This window comes from Lentzea sp. NPDC102401 (assembly GCF_044765805.1).
Classification (GTDB): Bacteria; Actinomycetota; Actinomycetes; order Mycobacteriales; family Pseudonocardiaceae; genus Lentzea; species Lentzea sokolovensis.
The window spans coordinates 42014-56715 of sequence record NZ_JBIWKS010000011.1; the positions used below are offsets into that span (position 1 = coordinate 42014).

The window sequence follows — 14702 nt, forward strand, 5'->3', positions numbered from 1 at the left end:
AGTCGCGTCATGAGAATTCTCGCCTTGATATGCGCTTTCTTGCTGATCAGCGCGCCCAGTGCGCTCGCGGGCGGCTGGGCGGTCACGTACGTCGACCCGCTGCCGTCGATCCAGACCTCGACCACGCACACGGTCGGCTACTGGGTGCTGCAACACGGCACGCACCCGTTCTCCGGTGATCTCGGCAAGACCGGCCTGCGGTTCCAGTCCGGAGCGGACTCGCGGCAGTTCATCGGCGTACCGCTGGGCGAACCCGCGCACTACGCCGTGACGTTCTCCTTGCCCAACGGCACCTACGAGGTGTTCGGCGTGCAGGGCATGTTCCAGGACCACCCGCTGGGCATGCTGACTGTGCCGGGCACGTTGCTGGTGAAACCGGTCGACCCGCAGATGGTGCAGGGAACGGTGGAAGGCGCGTGGCCGTGGCAGGAGATCGCGCCGCCGCTGAAGAAGGCCGCCCCCGCACCGGCCGCCGTGACCGTGCCGGACGAGTCGCCGGGAAAGCCTTTACCCGTGTGGATCATCGGCGCGGTGGTCGCCGGCGCGGCCGGGCTGTTCTTGCTGCTGCGCAAGCGGTTGCGGCCATTTGCCCGAAGGTGAGTGGTGAGGCGATCGGCGGAAACCGCCTCACCACCCTTCGCGTGGCATCCCGTGAGATGCCGAGGCTTTCCGGGTGAACCACGGCTTAGGTCGGTGAACGGTGAATCACCGTTACGGACCGGTCCAACGTTCACCCGGATGCCTAAGCGTCGACCGAAGCCTCGTGAGGCACCGGTGCCGCCGCCGACACCTGAAGTTCGGGTCCGTCCTGTGATGACGGTGCCGTCGACACGAGTGCCACGGGGACGTCTGCAGGCGGCGTGAACGCACCCTCCGCCCTGATCTTCGGCGGTGTGGCGGACCACGGCTTGAGGTTCTGCACGATCTCCTCGTAGAACAACGAGACCGCGTTCAGCACTGAGTCGATGAAGGAGTTGCGCCCGGTGCCGCGTTTCGAGCCCATGGGGGCCGAGATCTCGACCCGGAACCCGCGGATCTCCTTCTGCGGATCAGTGATCAGCAGCGCGGGATTCGCGCGGACCGCGCCCAGCAATTCCGACGCGCCGGCTCCCCTGCCGTGTGCGACGAACGCTTCCAGTCGAACCGAGTCGGGCGCGTTCTTCAGCTGCCGGAGCAACCAGTTGATCCGGGTCGCAGGGCGTCCTTCCCTGGGACCTTCCACGTCGACACCGCAGATCACCCTTCCGGCCCGCAGATCGGCGACGACGTGCAGCGTGCCGACCGTGTCGGGAATGCGAATCCCTCCGGACAGCCTTCCGTCGGCCACGAGCTGCGCGAGCTGTCTGGCGAGACGGACCTGCGGCTCCGCGAGATCTTTGCGGGACAACGCCGGCGTGACGTCCGTGCCGAGGCGTCTGCCGAGCTGCAGTCCGGCGAACCGGAGCAGAGCCTCGAACCGGAGCACCACGTCGGGTGCGATCTTGTCGGTCGTCCGCAGCGTGCGCGCCTCCACCGCGTCGCGCAGCGGAACCCACGACTGCCCCATGTCCTCGAACGCCATCGCACCTGATCGCGGATGTTCGAGGTACCTGATCAGCTCGCCGAGGACCCACGCCTGATCGGGGTCGGCAACCCCGCGGTGCTCTTTCTGCATCACGGCTTCGCAGAGCACCTCGCTCCACGACCAGTGATGAAGCGCGACCTTCTTGAGCTTCTTGCGATCCACTGGCGTTGGATGCTGACCAGGCAACGGCGAGATCTCGTTCGAGATAGTGATGACCGCGTCGAACCCGAACTCCCGCGCGACATCCAGGTAGTTCTCCAGCTGTGCCACCTGGAGCTCGTTGGATCCGGTCTTCACCTCGACCAGCGCGGTCCACGACTTCTGCCCGCGGGTCACCCTGATCAGCCCGTCCGGGATGAGCTTGCGGCCGTCGAGTTCGAACGGGACCTCGATGAAGGTCTGCACCGCGGCGGCAGGCGCGCCCAACGGCTGGGTCAACGCCCGCCCGAACTCGCGTACCGCTGACATGACAGCCAACAATGCCGATGTCGCCCGTCGCTCTTGTTCTTCAGCACCGTTGATGCCCGAAGTCGGAATCAGGCGTGCGGCATGCCAACTCTCTTCAGCGGTCATAGTTCCCTCGCATGGCGGCTTTGCGTTCAGGAAACAACGCTGTCGTCGTTGAACTCTTTACGACCGTTACCGCCGTGCGAGGTGTTCACCCGGATGCCTACATCGGCATGTGCCTCGTGGGCGGCGGCGTCGGCTTGCTGATCATCTTGGTGACCGGGCCTTCCTTGCTCATGCCCTGCTGGTCGAGGAACTGCGAGAGCTGCCCCCGCACCTGGGCCAGCGACGGACGGCGGCCCGGTTCCGGGTCCATCGCCGCGAGCAGCAGGCGGGCGTGCGCGCTCTTCTGCGGCAGCTTGGTGATCGGTTCGCCCTGCGCGGCGGCCATCAGCGAGGAGATCGGGTTCTCGCGGGAGCCGCGCGGCGGGTGGCCGGTCAGTGCGTAGGAGACCGTGGCGGCCAGCTGCCAGGAGTCGGACGCCGGCGAGGCCGTCTCACCGCGCGCCGTCTCCGGGGCGAGGAAGTCCGGGGTGCCGACCATCATGCCGGTGGCGGTCAGCGTGCTGTCGCCCTTGGAGCGGGCGATGCCGAAGTCGATCAGGTGCGCGGTGCCCTGGTTGTCCACGATCACGTTGGACGGCTTCACGTCGCGGTGCAGAACACCGCGGTCGTGGGCCGCTGCCAGCGCGTCGGCCATGTTCAGCCAGAGGCGGGCGGCGAGCTTGTCGTCGATCAGGCCGTTCTTCAGCACCGTCTCGGACAGCGAGGCGCCCTCGATGTACTCCATCACCAGGGCCAGGCCGTCCGGGTCCTGGACGATGTCGAAGACCCGCACGCAGTTCGGGTGCCGGACCGCGGCGAGCGCGCGGGCCTCGCGGAGCATCCGCGCCTCGGTGTCGTTGTCCGGGGCGTGCGCGAGCTTCACCGCGACCGTGCGGTCGAGCTGCTCGTCCACGGCCAGCCAGACCGTGCCGAAGCCGCCGGAACCGAGCTGGCGGACGCGGCGGAACCTGCCGTTGCCGGGGTTCCAGACCTTGCCCGACTTCTGCACGGGCGCGGGCGACTCGGCGTTGGCCGCGCCCGGTCCGAACGGCAGCGGGCCCGGCGTGTCCGCGAGCACGGCCGGGTTGGACGGCTGTGGCGGCTTGGGCTGGGGCAGGACCTCGGCGACACGGGTCGGCGGGTACTGGCGCGGCGGCTGGTTCTGGGGCGGCTGCTGCGGCTGCGTGACCGGGCGCATCGGCCGGTTCATCGGGGCCGGCTGGTACTTCGGCACCTGCGCCGGCTGGTACGGCGGCGGGTTCTGGGGCGTGTTCTGCGGCGGCGGCCGGTGCGCCGAGGCGTCGATCGGCTTGGTCGGCGCCTTCTTCTGAACAGGCTGACCAGACGGAAGCTGGTTGTTCTGAGGCTGCGGCGTGCGCGCCACCGGCTGCGGTGGCGGCGAGTTCTGCGAGTTCCGGTCGGCGGACCGGTCGCGGCCGGGGCGGTTCAGCATGGCGGTAGTCAACCCGAAAATCCGCACGACGATTGAGCCGATTACCGCAATTGGCAGAAACCCGAGGAGCACATGGCCCACAAGTGTCACGGGGAATGCCGACGTCGTCACCAGCAGTACCAGGAACATCGGCCAGAACACCCGGCGCGGCCAGTTCGGCCCGAGCCGGAACGCCGAGCCCGACTGCAGCATCACGAACAGCAGGCACAGCAGCGCGAGCACGACGGTGATGACGGCGGCGACCAGGAACACGGGCTCCGCCATCGGCCGCTGGGCCACGCCGATGATCGACGGCGCCCCGTCGACCAGGTAGCTCCCCTGGGAGAACGTGCCGAAGCAGGTGTTCTCGTCGAGCGACGCGGACCCGTCGATGGCACGCTTGGCCAGGCCCTGCACGGTGCCGCGCATGATGAGCCACGGCAGCACCAGGCAGCTGGCGACGCCGAGCACGGTGAAGATGGCACCGGTCACGGGGCCGTAGGAGTTGCCCACGATGCGGCGCACGGCGATGGACAGCAGCGCCCCGATCGTCGGGAACAACCCGAGCACCGCACCGAGCGCCGTGGTGGTCCACACCCAGTCACCGGGGCAGACACTCGCGCCCACGAAGCCGTGCAGCCACGTGAGCAAGGACTCAGCGAGCCCCACGACTCACACCACCCCTTCCGAGATCACCCCCAGCCTAGGCGACCTGTCAGCGTACGGTGCGTGATTGGTCTGCGGTTGATGCCACAGCAACCCTTTCCTTGATCACCGCGTTGTGCCTCCGTCCAGCACGCGTTGGGCCTCTTGGCTCTTACACGTTGCGATGGACGGCTCCGTTGACCGATGTCGCTCTGAGTGCACGATTCGTTATCGAACGCAGCGCTGATGGACACCTGGCGAACGGGTGGAAGAAACGGCCTCAGCCGTGGTGAACCCGGTGATCGGAGTGGGTGCGCGAGCTTCCTCGCCCCGCCGACGCGCTGGAAGTCGTGACAGCCGGATCGGGCGCCACAGGCAGGTCACCGAGGCCCGCGACGAACTCGACGGTCCACCGGTGCCGCGCGGCCGGGTCGCGCTCCGTGTAGGAGTCGCCGAGGCCGTAGGTGGCGACGCGGGTGTTCTGCTGGTCGTACATCTCGGCGGTGAGCTGCGAGCCGACCAGGCCCTTCTCACCGGGTGCGCATTCCAGTTCGAGCCGGGTGCGGATCCACTGCGGCTCGGTGGCCGGGTCCGCTTCGAGCTCCTCGGAGACCGCGGCGCAGGACGTGCCATGGGCACGGACGATCAGGGCGGCCCGGAAGACGACGAGCTCACCGGCCGTGCAGCCGGTGAGAACGCGCGCTTCTACAGCTGTCTCCGTGCTGGAGACGACAGGTCGGGCGGCCGTGCACCTGGCGGCAGGGGCTTCGGTCGACGCCGCTGCACCACTGGAGGTGCCGGCCACGAGTAATAACGCGGCGACCACAGATCTCATGAGAGAAAACTATTTGTGGACGCCGCGTTCTTCACCGAACTTCACCCCATAGATGGGTGAGTGCGAAACACGTTGTACGGCAGGCCGTCCCGGCGGATGTCAGTGTTGGCGGAGATCAGATCACCGAGGGTGCGGCGGTAGTCGATGCCGTACCGCGCTTTGATCGAGCGCAGAGCCGGATCGCCTGCGTGGAAGAAACGGTCGCCGTCGCGCAACGCCTCGAACTGCTTCTTCCAGATGGCCTGCTGAAGCTCGCCGAACTCGCTGCCAGGCAGCCGCGGCTCGGCCATCATGCCGACGATCGCGTCCAGGCCGCCCACGTCCTCGTAGATGGCCTTCATCCGGGCGGCGACCGTCGTGCGGCGCTGACCAGGGCTGATCCAGTCGAGGCTGTCCGGATCGTCGATCTCGGCGCCGGGCGTGAGCTCGGGATCGGCGGGGAACGACTCGGTGGCCTCGCCGGAGATCGCCTGGAACGACGGCTTGGGCGCGAGTCCGTACGCACGGCGCACGTCGTTGTACGAGGCGATGCCGTGGTCGCGGCCGCGTTGCACGTCCAGCGCGGCGACGTCGACCACCGCGGTCAAGCAGCGCGGCTGGCAGCCGGGGATGACGAAGATGATGCTGCGCAACGCGTTCTCGTCGATCAGCTCGTCGTTGAGGCCCTCGTCCTGCCGGCCGAAGCTCTGCAGCAACGGGCCGAGCTGCACGTCGTCGACGAGGTCGGGGTTGAACGGCAGCAGCTGCGGCGGCACCTTCACCTCAGCCTTGGAGCCGGTGACTGTCACGGTGAAGCCCTTGTCACGCAACGTCTTCAGCTGCGTCTCCGAGTAGCGGCTCGCCTCGGTGACGACCGAGAGGTCGCCGCGCACCATGCTGTGCGACCGGTAGCCGACGGTCGCGAACTCGTTCGCCAGACTCGTTCGCACGGACGGGTTGTAGCCGCGGTAGGGAGTGAGCCGCACGCCCATCGCCGGCAGGAACTCCTGGTACGTGATCCACTGCTGTTCGGCGCTCACGACCCTGCGCGCGATCTGGAACTTCTCCTCGTCGGAGAGATGCGCGGGGAGCCGGTCCACGATCCTGTTGTGCTCGCGGGCGAACAGCGTCTGCACGGCGGTGATGGTGCCGTTCTCCATGCCGCGCATGTCGCCGGTGACCACGCCGGGCCCGCTGGTGATCGCACCGAACGGCCCGGTCATCGCCGGTGCGGTCTCGGAGTTGCCTCGTGCGTCACGACGCGGCAGGAGGTTGTTGGGCAGCAGCAGTTTCGCGCCGTCACGCAGCCAGTCGAGCCGCTCCTCGCTACCGCCGTAGACCGCCCAGCCGTCGAGGTAGGAGCTGACGATGTTCTTCTGCTCGCGCGGGCTCGACCCCGGCACCTCGCCGCTGCGCCGCATGGGCGTGGACAGCAGGTCGTTGCGCACGGTCTCCAGCGGCGCCTCGTTGTCCCACGGGATCGAGGCGTCGACGGCCGTGTCCTCGCGCAGCCCGAAGGTGTGGTCGACGAACTGGGCCCACACCTGCGCCCACTGGCTGACGTGCCGTTCGGAGAGGTACCGCTGCCCGCCCTCGGCGAAGATCCGGTTGCTGACGTACCGCGCGTTCGGGCCGTCCGCCGGCTGCCCGGCGCCGTCCGCGTACCTCGTGGGAGCCAGCCGGGTGTACCCCTCGCCGACGGCCCCCCACTCGGGATGGGCGCGGTTGTTGCCGCGCCCGTCGAGACTCTGCACCTCGAAGGACGGGGACTCCGCGTGCGCGATGCCGCCCCCGAGGAGCGCCCCGATCGCCACCAACGCCGCTGCCTTGCGCAAGACCTGCATGGGCTGATGATGGCGACGGGCGCCGTGACCGAGCGTGTCCAGTTCTTCACGGCGTGACAGATCCAGGCCACGCAACTGGGAATTCCCCTGGACTTCCCGCCTTTGCCGGACTTCAGGTCCCGTCCGGTTCCTGGCAGGGACCTGTCAGTGGTCGTGGTGGTCGTGCTCGGGAGCGAACGGCTGATAGAGGTAGAACATCGTCACCGGCTCGTCGCCCGCGATGGTCTCGTGGTCGACACCCGGCGGCACGAACGCGTACGAGCCCGCCGTCGCTTCAACGCCACCGATGCTCACCGTGCCGTCGACGACCCACGTGTGCTGCGTCGCCGACGGGTGGTTGTGGCCGACGTCGCGCGCACCGGGCGCCATCTGGATCAGGCCGACGATCGTGTCGCCGTTCGGGGACTTCCACAGCAGCTTGTTCTGCAACCGTTCGTCGCCGTGCAGCGGGAACGACTTCAACTGGGCAAGGGCCTCAGCGGACAGGACCGTCACTTTGTCCTGCGGCGCGTCGCTCATGGGGAACAGCCTTTCGGGAGCCGAACGAGCTTACGGCCCTTATATAGACGAAAGAGCCGTCCACATTACGGTGAACGGCCCTTTTCGACTCAGCTCAGCCGCACTTCGCGGCGCTGTTGAACAGCAGGAACGTCTCCAGCTTCCCGTCGGTGAAGTAGAAGTTCAGCGCGACACCCTGCTGATCGGGCACCGGCACCTCGAACTTCTTGCCGGCTTCGGAGTCCACGACGTTCGGGTACGCGGCCTTGAGCTGCTCGACCGTGGCACCCTTGCCGATCTTCTTGGCGGTCGTGGCTCCCGGCGGCGGCACGATCATCCGGATCTTGTCACCGGCGAACATGACGCCACCGTTGGCCTCACGCGCCTCGGCCCGTTCAGCGATGCGCTTGGTGGACTCCGCGATGAGCTCGGTCGCCTTGGCCGAGGCCTCCGCCGACGCCGCGAGCCTCTCCGCGTGGGCGGCGTAGTCCGCGGCACCCGCGTTCGCTCCCGGCGCAGGTCCGACCGCTGCCTCCGCGTCGTCCGCGGCCTTCTGCGCGGCCGCGTACTTCAGCTCGAACTCCGCGTCGTCCGCGAGCTTCTTCGCGTCCGGCGCCGGTCCGTTCTGGTACCGGTAGTCCTCGCAGGTGCCGGTCTTGCCGGCACCGGTGACGGCGAGCTCACCGGTGGCGAGTGCGTCCTGTTTGGACATTCCGGGCTTCAGCTTGCCGAAGCCCGTGACGTCGAAGTGCTTCTCCTGCGTCGCCGGCTGCTGGTCCCCCGACCCCGAACTCGGCTCCGGCGTGCAACTGACGGTAGCGAGCGCCACCGCCGCGACGAGCACGGCTTTCAATCCCCCATGGTTGTTCACGCGCACAAGATATCCAGCTTCGCAGCATTGACCGAACGCGTTTCAGGACGGGTCCGGCACCTGCCATCCACCGAACTCGCTGGAGGAATGGAGGATCGGAACGCGAGGACGATGCCCTCCGCCACGCGCCGCGTGCCACGTCAGCGCCGGGATCCTGATCGGCGACCGCCAGCGTCCACCGGCATTCCCTTGCGCTCACACGAGCTGTGTACCGAAGCAGACCGAACGCAGTCAGTACTTTGTGGACTTGCGGCCACAACACGAGAACCCCGACCTGTTGGTCAACCTACGGGGGTCCGGGGGCTTGCCCCTGGCCTGGGGGCTCGGCCCCCAGAAAATGCCTCGGGCCGAGAAGATCTGCGCTTTTTGCAGATACTTCTCGGCCCGAGGAACGAGTGGAGCTGAGGGGAATCGAACCCCTGACCTTCTCGATGCGAACGAGACGCGCTACCAACTGTGCTACAGCCCCTTGCGGTGTTACGAGAGAACTATAGCAGTCCCAGAAGGGGTGTTTCACCACCCCCTCCTATGCCCCGACAGCACCTCGGTACCGCAGCGACTCCAGTCCCTCTAACTCGACGAAGACCGGGTCCTCGTCGTCGGAGTCGACCGGGATGGTGCCCGGACGCACGTGGTGTTCGAAGCGCGGCAACGGCGGCAGCGCGGGCCTGTCCTCGACGACCTCGACCTTGGTGGTCTCGGGCTCCTCGGCGGCCTGCTGCGGGACTTCGGCGGCAGGGGTCTCCTGCTGCTGCGGACCCGTCGCACGGCGGCGACGCACCTGCTGCAGTCGGGCGAGCCGGCGCGCGCGGATCTCCTCTTCGATCCGCACCTGCCGGCGCAGGTAGGTCAGGTAGCCCACGATCAGCAGGTCCAGCGCGGCGTGGCCGTACCAGAGCTTCGCGTAGAACACGCCGGCGACGATTCCCGTCGCCACGGCGGCGACCAGCAGGAACGCCACCACTCTGCGGCGGAACGCGTACTTGGCCTGCGCCACCAGAACGGCGGCTTCCGGGTCGTAGCCACCACGGCCGCGCCGGAAGGGGCGTTCGACGTACTCCTCCTCGTCGAAGTAGTCGTCGTCGATGTCGTGGATGTCGTCGTACTCGGCGTCGGGCATGGCGTCGTACTCCTCCCCCACGCTGCGCGCACTCTCCTGGCGCTTGCGGGCCATCATGGGGACGAGGACCACGAGCCAGGCGACGACCAGCGCAATGATGATCAGCGAACTCGGCATTCCCCGTTCACCTCCCCCGGCCCACGCGTGGTGCTGTCAACCACGCTAGTCACAACAGTCACACCTGTCTCGGAGGCACGCCGAACCCGGTGCGTACCAAAGTGTGGTGTATCACCCACTTTTGGGTGAAGTGATTACGACAAACGGAAGCAAACGTCAGGGAAGACGGGCCTCTCCGCGTGCGACCAAACGGCGCACTAGGCCATCAGAGACCTCTTCGGACGTGAGGGCGAAGCAGAGGTGGTCACGCCACTGTCCGGCAACATCCAGATAACGCTTGAAGAGGCCTTCCTCGCGATATCCGGACTTCGTGAGCACTCGGATCGAGGGGCCGTTCTCGGGACGGACGGTGGCTTCGAGCCGGTGCAGACCAGCGTCGCGGAAAGCGTGGTCCGTGAGCAACGCCACCGCGGCCGTTGCGACGCCGCCGCCCGCCCGATCAGCGGCTACCCAGTAGCCGATCCACGCCGACTGCAGCGAGCCCCGCACGATGTTGCCGATGGTGATCTGACCGGCGACCTCGCCGTCCACGAGGATCATGAACGGCAGCGTGGAGCCGCGCCGGGCCATGCCGCGCAACGACGACCACTGCGCAGGCCAGGACAGCGTCGCGTTGCGCTCGTCCCAGCCCTCCTGCGCCGTGGGTTCCCACTGTTCGAGGTAGGCGCGGTCGCGGATGCGCAGCCTCGACCACCTGCTGCCGTCGAAGAACCTCGGCCCGCGCAGCTCAACGGTTCCGGCGCGCACCTGAAGGGGCCCCAGCCGGACCGGCCAGCCGGGGTGTCTGCCCAGATCGGCGAAAACGCTCATCCACGCTGCGCAAGGAAGCTGACCAGCACCTCTTCACCGACGGAGATCTCGGTGACGTCCTCGTCGACCATGATCAGGCAGTTGGCCTCCGCCAGTGACGCGAGCAGGTGCGACCCGGACGTGCCGAGCGGCTGCACCAGGTACTCGCCGTTGTCGGCGTCGCGCAGCAGCTGGCCGCGCAGGAAGCCCCGGCGGCCCTTCGTCGACTGCAGTGGCGACAGCAGGCGTGCGCTGACGGCGCGGCGGTACGGGTTCTTCTTGCCCAGCGCGGCCCTGATCAGGGGCCTGACCAGCACCTCGAACACCACGAGCGCGCTCATCGGGTTCGCGGGCAGCAGGAACGTCGGCACGGCGTCCGGGCCGAGCCGGCCGAAGCCCTGCGCCGAGCCGGGGTGCATGCCGACGCGGGTGACGTCCATGTCGCCGAGATCGGTGATGGCCGCCCTGACCTCGTCGCCGATCGTGCCGCCCACGCCGCCGGCGATGACGACGATCTCGGAGAGCAGCAGCCTGCCCTCGACCACCTCGCGCAGCCGCCGCGGGTCGGCGGACATGATGCCGACCCGGCTGACCTCGGCGCCCGCGTCGCGTGCGGCGGCGGCCAGCGCGTACGAGTTCACGTCGTAGACCTGGCCCTGACCGGGCGTGCGGTCGACGTCGACGAGCTCCTCGCCGAGCGAGATGACGGACACGCGAGGACGTGGGTGCACGAGCACCTTGTTGCGTCCGACAGCGGCCAGCAGACCCACCTGAGCAGCACCGATGGACGCGCCGCGGCGCACGGCGACGTCCCCGGTCTGCACGTCCTCGCCGGTGCGGCGGACGAACCCGGCGGACGGCACGCTGCGGTTGACCGTCACCTTGGCCTGGTGGCCGTCGGTGTAGCCGAGCGGCACGACCGCGTCGGCCAGCGTCGGCAGCGGCGCGCCCGTGGCGATCCGCACCGCCTGGCCGGGCTGCAGTCTGCGGGGCTGCCGGGAGCCGGCCGGGATCTCGCCCACGACCGGCAGCTGCACCGGGCCCGCGTTCGCACCGGACACGTCGACGCTGCGCACCGCGTAGCCGTCCACGGCGGCCTGGTCGAAGCCGGGCAACGCGCGTTCCGCGATGACCTCTTCCGCGCAGAGCAGGCCCTGCGACTCCGAGATCGCCACGCGCACGGGTGCGGGCCGCACCGCGGCCGCGATCACCCGAGCGAGCTGCTCGTCAACTGACCTCATGTGATTGGTCCTCGCGCTCAGGAGTTGTCGAGGCGTTCCCGCAACCACTCACGCAGATCGGGTCCGTACTCAGGGGTCTCGAGTGCGAAGTCAACCGCAGCCCGCAGGAATCCGGCGGGATTGCCGAGATCGTGTCGCCCGCCCCGGTGGACCACGACGTGCACGGGGTGACCCTCGTTGATCAGCAACGCGATGGCGTCGGTGAGCTGCAGCTCGCCGCCCGCGCCCGGCGTGATGCGCTTGAGCGCGTCGAAGATCGCCCGGTCGAGGAGGTACCGGCCGGCCGCGGCGAACGTCGACGGCGCGTCCTCCGGCTTCGGCTTCTCGACCATGCCGACGACCTGCTTGACGTCGTCGTTGCCGGTGTCGCGGACGTCGAACACGCCGTACGCGGAGATCTGCTCGCGCGGGATGTCGAACGCCAGCAGGACGCTGCCGCCCTTCTCCTCGCGGACCTTCGCCATCTTCTTGAGGGCGTCGGCGGGCAGGATGATGTCGTCGGGCAGCAGTACCGCGACGGCCTCGTCGTCACCGGTCAGGTTGCCCTCGGCACAGCCGACGGCGTGGCCCAGGCCGAGCGCCTGCTCCTGGATCGCGGTCTCGGCCTTGATGAGCTGCGGGGCGCGCCGGATCTTCTCGACGAGGTCGGTCTTGCCCTTGTCGGTCAGCGACTGCTCGAGGTCGGGGTTCGCGTCGAAGTAGTTCGCGACCGACGACTTGGTCGGCGACGTCACGATGACCAGCTTCGTCGCGCCTGCCTCGGCTGCCTCCCGCGCCACGTACTCGATGGCGGGGGTGTCGACCAGGGGCAGCAGTTCCTTCGGCACGGCTTTGGTCGTGGGGAGGAAACGGGTGCCCAGACCGGCCGCGGGCACGATAGCGGTGTGGAAGGCGCTGCTCATGGGCAGCGATGCTAACGACATACCGGGGGATACCCACCATGACGTCCGATCTTCGTGACCGGAAGGCCACGCTGCGTTCACGGTTGCTGGCTTCACGGCGTTCGCTGTCCGCTGAAGTTCGCACTCTTGAAGCCGCCGCGCTGGCCGCGCACGTGGCCGCGCTGGAAGTTGCGCCTGATCAGACGGTGTGCGCTTTTCTGCCGGTCGGATCGGAGCCCGGTGACGCCTCGTGGCTGGACGGGCTGCGCTGCCGGGTGCTGCTACCGATCGTGACGGGCGACTCGCCGCTCGACTGGGCCGAGCACACCGGGCCGTCCGGGCTCGCCCCCGCCGGGTTCGGGCTGCTGGAGCCCACCGGTCCCCGGCTCGGCGCCTCGGCGATCGCTGGAGCCTCGCTGGTGCTCGTGCCGGCGCTGGCCGTGTCGGTGGACGGGGTGCGGATCGGGAAGGGGCAGGGGCACTACGATCGCTCGTTGCCGCTGGTCAAAGCCCCGCTGGTCGGTGTCGTGCGTGACTCGGAGGTGCTTTCCTTCGTGCCTGGCGAGCCTCACGACGTGCGGATGAACGGCGTGCTGACCCCCTCGGTGGGTCTGCGATGGCTGTGACTTTGACCTGGGGTGTTTGCGCTCTGGGAAGGTCCTGAGCGAAAATCGTGTTGGCACTCACAAAGGTCGAGTGCCAGAGCTAGGAGCAGACCCAGTGCCTACGTACCAGTACGCCTGCACCGCGTGTGAGCACCGGTTCGAGGCTGTGCAGTCGTTCAGCGACTCCTCCCTCACCGAGTGCCCCGAGTGCTCGGGCAAGCTGCGCAAGCTCTTCGGCGCCGTCGGCGTCGTCTTCAAGGGCAGCGGCTTCTACCGCACGGACAGCCGTTCGGGCTCGTCGAAGAGCACGGCGGCGACCTCGCCCTCGACGGAGACGAAGTCCACGGAGAAGAAGTCCGCGGACACGAAGTCCTCTTCGGACTCGAAGTCCTCGGCGAGCGCTCCGGCGGCCGCCGCGTCCTGAAGATCGCGAGTTGTCCACAACTTGCGGCTGAGCCCCATTCGACTGCCTCCGACCGTCCTACGGTCGGAGGCATGAACCTTTCCACGACCGTTTCGGACCGGGTCCGCTCGCTGGCACGCCGCCGCCCTCCCGCCGCGTGGCGCCGCTTCCTGGCCCTCGGGCTGGCACTGCTGGCCCTGTCGACGTTCTTCTGGCCGGACGTGGGCCATCCCGCCGTGGTCGCCTCACGCGATCTACCGGCCGGAGAGCCGCTCACCGCCGCCGACGTCCGGGTCATGTCGCTCGCCACGCCGCTGCCGGGCTCGTTCCCGGCCTCCGACGCCGTGGTGGGCCGCGCGTTGTCGTCACCGGCGCGGGCAGGCGTCCCGCTGACCGACTTCGATCTGGCCGACGCCGCCGCCGATCAGGCCTCGGTGGCCGTCCGGGTGGCTGACCAGGGCCTCGCCGCCGTGGTGCGGCCGGGTGGCCGGGTCGACGTGGTGTCGGCGTCGGGCGAGGTGCTCGCGGAGAACGCGGCGGTGCGGGAGACGCGCGGAGAAGTCGTCGTCCTCACGTTGCCGAGACTTAATGCAACTCGCGTGGCCGCGATGTCACTGGATCATGCATTAGCCGTTACTCTCCGCTGATGCTGAAGGGTTTCAAAGACTTTTTGATGCGCGGAAACGTCGTCGACCTGGCCGTGGCCGTGGTCATCGGCACGGCCTTCACCGCGATCGTCACCGCGTTCACCACGAGCCTCATCAAGCCTCTCATCGCCTCGCTCGGCAGCACCGAGACGAAGGGGCTGGGCTTCTACATCCGCTCCGGCAAGGAGGACACGTACCTGGACTTCAGCAACGTCATCAACGCCGCGATCAACTTCGTGATCGTGGCCGCTGTCGTCTACTTCGTCCTGGTGCTGCCGATCCAGAAGATCCAGGAGCGCCGCAAGAGGGGCGAGGAGGCAGGCCCGTCCGAGCCGACGAACGTCGAGCTGCTCATCGAGATCCGCGACCTGCTCGCGGCCCAGCAGAACACCCAGCCCCAGGCCGTGGCACCGGCACCGGACCGCCGCGGTCCCGCGATCTGATCCTCCACCCGTCCCCCGCCGAGACGAAGCGCGCACCGCTACCCCGCGGCTCGCGCTTTGTCCTGGGCGTTCGACTCGGAACTCGCCGCTCGCGGTGGCGGATCTGCCTGCGGCCCCGCCGTGGCATCCAGCACGCGCGTTCGCTCAGGCCCCCGGCCGCCCGCGAACGCGGGATCCGCACTCGCCGGTTCATCCGCCGAGCTGCCGGCAGCCTCCAGCGCGAAGTCACCAGGCTC

The 14702-nt window shown here is 68.4% G+C and carries 15 protein-coding genes and 1 tRNA gene; 5 read left to right on the top strand and 11 right to left on the bottom strand.

Annotated elements, in window-relative coordinates; all coding sequences use genetic code 11:
• Positions 1-24: 24 nt before the first annotated feature.
• On the top strand, positions 25-600 hold the full coding sequence (locus tag ACIRG5_RS32525) for a hypothetical protein (protein WP_402911819.1): 576 nt from the start codon (positions 25-27) through the stop codon (positions 598-600).
• 142 nt (positions 601-742) lie between these two features.
• On the opposite strand, the gene ACIRG5_RS32530 is transcribed toward ACIRG5_RS32525, so the two are convergent.
• The 11 genes from ACIRG5_RS32530 to ACIRG5_RS32580 all read right to left on the bottom strand — a co-directional run bounded on the left by ACIRG5_RS32530 (position 743) and on the right by ACIRG5_RS32580 (position 12389).
• Positions 743-2032 carry a hypothetical protein gene (locus ACIRG5_RS32530; protein ID WP_402911821.1) on the bottom strand — a complete coding sequence of 430 codons (1290 nt, stop codon included), beginning with the start codon at positions 2030-2032 and terminating at the stop codon, positions 743-745.
• Positions 2033-2234: 202 nt separating this feature from the next.
• Positions 2235-4217, bottom strand: coding sequence for a protein kinase (locus ACIRG5_RS32535; protein ID WP_402911824.1), 1983 nt, complete (start codon positions 4215-4217; stop codon positions 2235-2237).
• A gap of 256 nt (positions 4218-4473) precedes the next feature.
• Entirely contained in the window at positions 4474-5028 is a 555-nt protein-coding gene (locus tag ACIRG5_RS32540) for a hypothetical protein (protein WP_402911827.1), read from the bottom strand.
• A 41-nt stretch (positions 5029-5069) separates the two neighbouring features.
• On the bottom strand, positions 5070-6851 hold the full coding sequence (locus tag ACIRG5_RS32545; RefSeq protein WP_402911829.1) for a peroxidase family protein: 1782 nt from the start codon (positions 6849-6851) through the stop codon (positions 5070-5072).
• A gap of 144 nt (positions 6852-6995) precedes the next feature.
• On the bottom strand, positions 6996-7370 hold the full coding sequence (locus ACIRG5_RS32550; RefSeq protein WP_319975654.1) for a cupin domain-containing protein: 375 nt from the start codon (positions 7368-7370) through the stop codon (positions 6996-6998).
• A gap of 94 nt (positions 7371-7464) precedes the next feature.
• Positions 7465-8220 carry a hypothetical protein gene (locus tag ACIRG5_RS32555; RefSeq protein ID WP_402911831.1) on the bottom strand — a complete coding sequence of 252 codons (756 nt, stop codon included), beginning with the start codon at positions 8218-8220 and terminating at the stop codon, positions 7465-7467.
• A gap of 396 nt (positions 8221-8616) precedes the next feature.
• A tRNA-Ala gene (locus tag ACIRG5_RS32560) sits at positions 8617-8689 on the bottom strand.
• 57 nt (positions 8690-8746) lie between these two features.
• Positions 8747-9457 (bottom strand): gephyrin-like molybdotransferase receptor GlpR, encoded by a 711-nt coding sequence (glpR, locus tag ACIRG5_RS32565; protein ID WP_402911833.1) that lies wholly within the window; start codon positions 9455-9457, stop codon positions 8747-8749.
• 156 nt (positions 9458-9613) lie between these two features.
• Positions 9614-10267: a GNAT family N-acetyltransferase gene (locus ACIRG5_RS32570; protein WP_402911835.1), complete on the bottom strand. Its 654-nt coding sequence runs from the start codon at positions 10265-10267 to the stop codon at positions 9614-9616.
• Positions 10264-11487, bottom strand: a complete 1224-nt coding sequence (gene glp, locus ACIRG5_RS32575; RefSeq protein WP_402911837.1) for a gephyrin-like molybdotransferase Glp — start codon at positions 11485-11487, stop codon at positions 10264-10266. The genes ACIRG5_RS32570 and glp overlap by 4 nt, the downstream gene beginning before the upstream one ends.
• Positions 11488-11504: 17 nt before the next feature.
• Complete coding sequence (locus ACIRG5_RS32580; protein WP_402911839.1) at positions 11505-12389, bottom strand: UTP--glucose-1-phosphate uridylyltransferase; 885 nt, start codon at positions 12387-12389, stop codon at positions 11505-11507.
• A 38-nt stretch (positions 12390-12427) separates the two neighbouring features.
• Between ACIRG5_RS32580 and ACIRG5_RS32585 the strand changes: the two genes are divergently transcribed.
• The 4 genes from ACIRG5_RS32585 to mscL all read left to right on the top strand — a co-directional run bounded on the left by ACIRG5_RS32585 (position 12428) and on the right by mscL (position 14466).
• Complete coding sequence (locus tag ACIRG5_RS32585; protein WP_402911842.1) at positions 12428-12994, top strand: 5-formyltetrahydrofolate cyclo-ligase; 567 nt, start codon at positions 12428-12430, stop codon at positions 12992-12994.
• Positions 12995-13088: 94 nt separating this feature from the next.
• On the top strand, positions 13089-13397 hold the full coding sequence (locus ACIRG5_RS32590; protein ID WP_402911844.1) for an FmdB family zinc ribbon protein: 309 nt from the start codon (positions 13089-13091) through the stop codon (positions 13395-13397).
• Positions 13398-13468: 71 nt separating this feature from the next.
• Positions 13469-14023, top strand: coding sequence for an SAF domain-containing protein (locus tag ACIRG5_RS32595; protein WP_319975668.1), 555 nt, complete (start codon positions 13469-13471; stop codon positions 14021-14023).
• A complete protein-coding gene (mscL, locus tag ACIRG5_RS32600) occupies positions 14023-14466 on the top strand; it encodes a large-conductance mechanosensitive channel protein MscL (RefSeq protein ID WP_402911846.1) in 444 nt (147 codons plus the stop codon). Before ACIRG5_RS32595 ends, mscL begins: the two co-directional genes overlap by 1 nt.
• Positions 14467-14702: the final 236 nt, after the last annotated feature.

Coding starts and splice junctions, on each gene's coding strand:
- glp (WP_402911837.1), bottom strand. CDS start 11,487: ATGAGGTCAGTTGACGAGCAGCTCGCTCGGGTGATCGCGGCCGCGGTG.
- ACIRG5_RS32545 (WP_402911829.1), bottom strand. CDS start 6,851: ATGCAGGTCTTGCGCAAGGCAGCGGCGTTGGTGGCGATCGGGGCGCTC.
- ACIRG5_RS32530 (WP_402911821.1), bottom strand. CDS start 2,032: ATGTCAGCGGTACGCGAGTTCGGGCGGGCGTTGACCCAGCCGTTGGGC.
- ACIRG5_RS32550 (WP_319975654.1), bottom strand. CDS start 7,370: ATGAGCGACGCGCCGCAGGACAAAGTGACGGTCCTGTCCGCTGAGGCC.
- glpR (WP_402911833.1), bottom strand. CDS start 9,457: ATGCCGAGTTCGCTGATCATCATTGCGCTGGTCGTCGCCTGGCTCGTG.
- mscL (WP_402911846.1), top strand. CDS start 14,023: ATGCTGAAGGGTTTCAAAGACTTTTTGATGCGCGGAAACGTCGTCGAC.
- ACIRG5_RS32570 (WP_402911835.1), bottom strand. CDS start 10,267: ATGAGCGTTTTCGCCGATCTGGGCAGACACCCCGGCTGGCCGGTCCGG.
- ACIRG5_RS32580 (WP_402911839.1), bottom strand. CDS start 12,389: ATGAGCAGCGCCTTCCACACCGCTATCGTGCCCGCGGCCGGTCTGGGC.
- ACIRG5_RS32585 (WP_402911842.1), top strand. CDS start 12,428: ATGACGTCCGATCTTCGTGACCGGAAGGCCACGCTGCGTTCACGGTTG.
- ACIRG5_RS32595 (WP_319975668.1), top strand. CDS start 13,469: ATGAACCTTTCCACGACCGTTTCGGACCGGGTCCGCTCGCTGGCACGC.
- ACIRG5_RS32540 (WP_402911827.1), bottom strand. CDS start 5,028: ATGAGATCTGTGGTCGCCGCGTTATTACTCGTGGCCGGCACCTCCAGT.